Below are 5,757 nucleotides of genomic sequence, written 5' to 3' on the forward strand. Positions count from 1 at the left end.
TGGTTGCGGGGATAGGATTTGAACCTATGACCTTCAGGTTATGAGCCTGACGAGCTACCGGGCTGCTCCACCCCGCGGTGGTGATTGTCATGTAGTGGGTTGGAAGACCTGGCGGCGACCGACTTTCCCACGGCTTAAGCCGCAGTATCATAGGCGCTGGGGGTTTTCACGGCCGAGTTCGGGATGGGATCGGGTGGATCTCTCCCCGCCATAGCCACCAGGTCATCCAGCCCACTACATATGTAGGGTTGGTGATTACGGTTGGTGCTGATTTTGAAATATGAGGCATGGATGATTTCTGTGCATGGGGTGCTTCTCTGAGAGAAGCGTGTAAGTGAGTTCTCGTGGGCGATTAGGACCAGTTAGCTGCACGCATTACTGCGCTTCCACACCTGGCCTATTAACGTGATGGTCTATCACGGCCCTTGGGGAGACCTAGTTTTGAGGTGGGTTTCCCGCTTAGATGCTTTCAGCGGTTATCCCGTCCATACTTAGCTACCCGGCTGTGCCGCTGGCGCGACAACCGGTGCACCAGAGGTATGTTCATCCCGGTCCTCTCGTACTAGGGACAAATCCTCTCAAGTCTCCAACATCCACGGCAGATAGGGACCGAACTGTCTCACGACGTTCTAAACCCAGCTCACGTACCACTTTAATCGGCGAACAGCCGAACCCTTGGGACCTGCTCCAGCCCCAGGATGTGATGAGCCGACATCGAGGTGCCAAACCTCCCCGTCGATGTGGACTCTTGGGGGAGATCAGCCTGTTATCCCTAGAGTACCTTTTATCCGTTGAGCGATGGCCCTTCCACGCGGGACCACCGGATCACTATGGCCGACTTTCGTCTCTGATCGAGCTGTCACTCTCACAGTCAGGCGGGCTTATGCCATTGCACTCGACAGCCGGTTTCCGACCGGCTTGAGCCCACCATCGCGCGCCTCCGTTACACTTTAGGAGGCGACCGCCCCAGTCAAACTGCCCACCATGCAGGGTCCCGGACCAGGCTTACTGGTCGCGGTTAGACATCAGAAAAATTCAGGGTGGTATTTCAAGGATGGCTCCACAAGAACTGGCGCCCCTGCTTCAAAGCCTCCCACCTATCCTACACAGAATGTCTCTGATGCCACTGCAAAGCTGCAGTAAAGGTTCATAGGGTCTTTCCGTCTGACCGCGGATACCCCGCATCTTCACGGGGAATTCAATTTCGCTGAGCCGATGCTGGAGACAGCGGGGAAGTCGTTACGCCATTCGTGCAGGTCGGAACTTACCCGACAAGGAATTTCGCTACCTTAGGACCGTTATAGTTACGGCCGCCGTTTACCGGGGCTTCAATTCAGTGCTCTCACACCTCCTCTTAACCTTCCGGCACCGGGCAGGCGTCAGACCCTATACGTCGTCTCTCGACTTCGCAGAGTCCTGTGTTTTTACTAAACAGTCGCTACCCCCTGGTCTGTGCCACCCGCAAATGGTTGCCCACCTACGGGTCTCGCTTATCCCGAAGTTACGCGAGTAATTTGCCTAGTTCCTTCAGCATCGTTCTCTCAAGCGCCTTGGTATTCTCTACCAGTCCACCTGTGTCGGTTTAGGGTACGGTCTATACGCCAGAGCTATTTCCTGGAATGCTCGAAAAGCCAGTCCAATCCGATAAGGACTGACAACATTTTGCATTCGTCACTTCTGGCAGGTTCAGGAATATTAACCTGATTTCCATCGACTACGGCTTTCGCCCTCGCCTTAGGGGCCGACTAACCCTGCGTGGATTAACCTTGCGCAGGAAACCTTGGACTTTCGGCGACAGTGTTTCTCGCACTGTTTGTCGCTACTCATGTCAGCATTCGCACTTCCGATATCTCCAGAGGGGGTCACCCCGCCTCCTTCGCAGACCTACGGAACGCTCCGCTACCGCGCATACAAAGTATGCACCCACAGCTTCGGCACGTGGCTTGAGCCCCGTTACATTTTCGGCGCAGGGTTTCTAATAGACCAGTGAGCTATTACGCTTTCTTTAAAGGATGGCTGCTTCTAAGCCAACCTCCTGGTTGTTTTGGAATCCCCACATCCTTTCCCACTTAGCCACGATTTAGGGGCCTTAGCTGGTGGTCTGGGCTGTTTCCCTCTCGACAATGGACCTTAGCACCCACTGTCTGTCTGCCACGCTAAACTTCCGGGTATTCGGAGTTTGGTTAGGTTTGGTAAGGCTTTGGGCCCCCCTAGCCCATCCAGTGCTCTACCCCCCGGGGTCAACACATGACGATCTACCTCAATAGATTTCGCGGAGAACCAGCTATTTCCGAGTTTGATTGGCCTTTCACCCCTAACCACAGCTCATCCCCGACTTTTTCAACAGGCGTGGGTTCGGCCCTCCAGTGCGTGTTACCGCACCTTCAGCCTGGCCATGGCTAGATCACTCGGTTTCGGGTCTTCTGCCAGCAACTCGTCGCCCTATTCAGACTCGCTTTCGCTACGCCTACACCTAACGGCTTAAGCTTGCTGCAAACAGAAACTCGCTGACCCATTATACAAAAGGTACGCCGTCACCCCATAAAGAGGCTCCGACTGCTTGTAGGCATTCGGTTTCAGGTCTATTTCACTCCCCTCATCGGGGTGCTTTTCACCTTTCCCTCACGGTACTTGTTCACTATCGGTCACTAGGGAGTATTTAGGCTTGGAGGGTGGTCCCCCCATGTTCAGACAGGGTTTCACGTGCCCCGCCCTACTCAAGGATTATCAGAAGCATTACGCGTAAGGGGCTATCACCCACTATGGCTGCACTTTCCAGAGCATTCTGCTTGTCTTCCAATAACCACTGGCCTGATCCGCGTTCGCTCGCCACTACTAGCGGAATCTCAATTGATGTCTTTTCCTCCGGGTACTTAGATGTTTCAGTTCCCCGGGTTTGCCTCCTGCACCTATGTATTCAGTGCAGGATCCTCTTGCGAGGGGGTTGCCCCATTCGGACATCCATGGATCAAAGCCTGCTCGCGGCTCCCCATGGCTTTTCGCAGCGTGCCACGTCCTTCGTCGCCTCCTAGTGCCAAGGCATCCACCAAATGCCCTTCTCGCACTCACTCACTCCCATGCACAGAAACCATCCATGCCAGAACAAAGTCCTGACGTTTCAGGAAACATGCACGACAGCTCATACAAGCGCGTCATATTTCAAACGCATCTGAACGCTTCCCCAAAATCCCTTAACATAAGCCGATTACTCGACTCATGGGTCAGACCAACCCAGGATTTCGGCACGCCCAGATACGCACCAACCGATTCACACTGACAAAGAACAATCACCAGACACTTTCCAGAACCAGCCGCACCGCGGTCAGGTAAAGGAAGGTCCGATCTCTAAAACCCTTCCCGATGAGATCCCGTTATGTCCGGCAGGCGCATAAGCACCACTATCCAGACATAAAACCGACTTGGTGGAGGCAGACGGGTTCGAACCGACGACCCCCTGCTTGCAAAGCAGGTGCTCTCCCAGCTGAGCTATGCCCCCAAACTTGGTGGGCCAGGGAGGACTTGAACCTCCGACCCCACGCTTATCAAGCGTGTGCTCTAACCAACTGAGCTACTAGCCCAAACCCGGTCCGACCCCGCAAGCTTTCGCCTGCACAGTCAGATCTCATCGTAGAAAGGGATATGTTGACGGCGCTTCCGCTCCAAAGGAGCAGCTCAGTCAGACCTGAGCGCCTTTGCCGATCCTGCAGCAAAGGACTTTTTTTTGGAATTCTCCAAACCAGATCAGTTGCCCAACCCAGTATCAGAAAATATCCTTGAAAGGAGGTGATCCAGCCGCAGGTTCCCCTACGGCTACCTTGTTACGACTTCACCCCAGTCGCTGACCCGACCGTGGTCGGCTGCGTCCTTGCGGTTCGCTCACCGGCTTAAGGTCAAACCAACTCCCATGGTGTGACGGGCGGTGTGTACAAGGCCCGGGAACGTATTCACCGCGGCATGCTGATCCGCGATTACTAGCGATTCCACCTTCATGCACTCGAGTTGCAGAGTGCAATCCGAACTGAGACGGCTTTTAGAGATCGGCATGATGTCGCCATCTAGCTTCCCACTGTCACCGCCATTGTAGCACGTGTGTAGCCCAGGACATAAGGGCCATGAGGACTTGACGTCATCCCCACCTTCCTCCGGCTTGTCACCGGCAGTCTCTTTAGAGTGCCCACCCAAACATGCTGGCAACTAAAGATAAGGGTTGCGCTCGTTGCGGGACTTAACCCAACATCTCACGACACGAGCTGACGACAGCCATGCAGCACCTGTGCAAGAGGTCCCTTGCGGGAAATATCCATCTCTGAATACAGCCTCTCCATACAAGCCCTGGTAAGGTTCTGCGCGTTGCTTCGAATTAAACCACATGCTCCACCGCTTGTGCGGGCCCCCGTCAATTCCTTTGAGTTTCAACCTTGCGGCCGTACTCCCCAGGCGGTGTGCTTATCGCGTTAGCTACGACACTGAGTAACTAAGTTACCCAACATCCAGCACACATCGTTTACAGCGTGGACTACCAGGGTATCTAATCCTGTTTGCTCCCCACGCTTTCGCGCCTCAGCGTCAGTAATGAGCCAGGTTGCCGCCTTCGCCACCGGTGTTCTTCCCAATATCTACGAATTTCACCTCTACACTGAGAATTCCACAACCCTCTCTCATACTCTAGTCTGGACGTATCAAATGCAGCTCCCAGGTTAAGCCCGGGGATTTCACATCTGACTGTCCAAACCGCCTACACGCCCTTTACGCCCAGTCATTCCGAGCAACGCTAGCCCCCTTCGTATTACCGCGGCTGCTGGCACGAAGTTAGCCGGGGCTTCTTCTGCGGGTACCGTCATCATCGTCCCCGCCGAAAGTGCTTTACAATCCGAAAACCTTCTTCACACACGCGGCATTGCTGGATCAGGGTTTCCCCCATTGTCCAATATTCCCCACTGCTGCCTCCCGTAGGAGTCTGGGCCGTGTCTCAGTCCCAGTGTGGCTGATCATCCTCTCAGACCAGCTATCGATCATCGCCTTGGTAGGCCTTTACCCCACCAACAAGCTAATCGAACGCAGGCTCCTCCACAGGCGACTTGCGCCTTTGACCCTCAGGTATCATGCGGTATTAGCTCCAGTTTCCCGGAGTTATCCCCCACCCATGGATAGATTCCTACGCGTTACTCACCCGTCCGCCACTAAGGCCGAAGCCTTCGTGCGACTTGCATGTGTTAAGCATGCCGCCAGCGTTCGCTCTGAGCCAGGATCAAACTCTCAGGTTCATCACGCCAGAGCCAAAACCCCAACATAATAAACAAAGTCAAATCCAGACTTATCTTCCCGTCATTGACAGGAACATGTATCGAAACATCTGTAAAAACGCGTCTGTCTTTCGAAAGATACGCTCAACAGCATTCAATAGTCGAACTTAACCAGTAAGCCAGACTAAACCCCCAAATAACCCCCCGAAGGAAACTATCCAGAAGAAACGCCGTCAGCATATCCCTCTCTACTCATATTCAATTTTCAAAGACCAAACCCACCGTGGTGGGCCGAATGTTCTACCTCAGCAACCCCGGGAGTGCAACCCCCGATCCGCTTCGGTGAGCGGCTTATAGGGCCCACTCCCAAAAACCGTCAACTCCCTTTTTCAAAAAATCTAACAAACCCAAAAACTAAACCATCCCAAAACCAACAGAAAATCCCGGAAAACCAACAAAAAATCACGCAAAAACAATGACAAAAATATACACAGAAATCCTAGAAAACCGATTC

The 5,757-nt window shown here is 53.7% G+C and carries 3 tRNA genes and 3 rRNA genes; all 6 read right to left on the reverse strand.

Annotation, left to right across the window (positions count from 1 at the left end):
• The 6 genes from GOB81_RS17060 to GOB81_RS17085 all read right to left on the reverse strand — a co-directional run bounded on the left by GOB81_RS17060 (nt 1) and on the right by GOB81_RS17085 (nt 5,264).
• A tRNA-Met gene (locus GOB81_RS17060) sits at nt 1–77 on the reverse strand.
• A 29-nt stretch (nt 78–106) separates the two neighbouring features.
• Nucleotides 107–222, reverse strand: a 5S ribosomal RNA gene (gene rrf / locus GOB81_RS17065).
• A gap of 109 nt (nt 223–331) precedes the next feature.
• A 23S ribosomal RNA gene (locus tag GOB81_RS17070) occupies nt 332–3,070 on the reverse strand.
• Between the two features lie 350 nt (nt 3,071–3,420).
• Nucleotides 3,421–3,496: transfer RNA gene (locus GOB81_RS17075), tRNA-Ala, on the reverse strand.
• Between the two features lie 5 nt (nt 3,497–3,501).
• Nucleotides 3,502–3,578 (reverse strand) — tRNA-Ile (locus GOB81_RS17080).
• A gap of 198 nt (nt 3,579–3,776) precedes the next feature.
• Nucleotides 3,777–5,264: ribosomal RNA gene (locus GOB81_RS17085) — 16S ribosomal RNA — on the reverse strand.
• The 16S, 23S and 5S rRNA genes sit together here with 3 tRNA genes alongside, the layout of an rRNA operon.
• Nucleotides 5,265–5,757 lie beyond the last annotated feature (493 nt).

The organism is Acetobacter conturbans (genome assembly GCF_011516755.1).
In the GTDB taxonomy this organism is placed as follows: Bacteria; Pseudomonadota; Alphaproteobacteria; order Acetobacterales; family Acetobacteraceae; genus Acetobacter; species Acetobacter conturbans.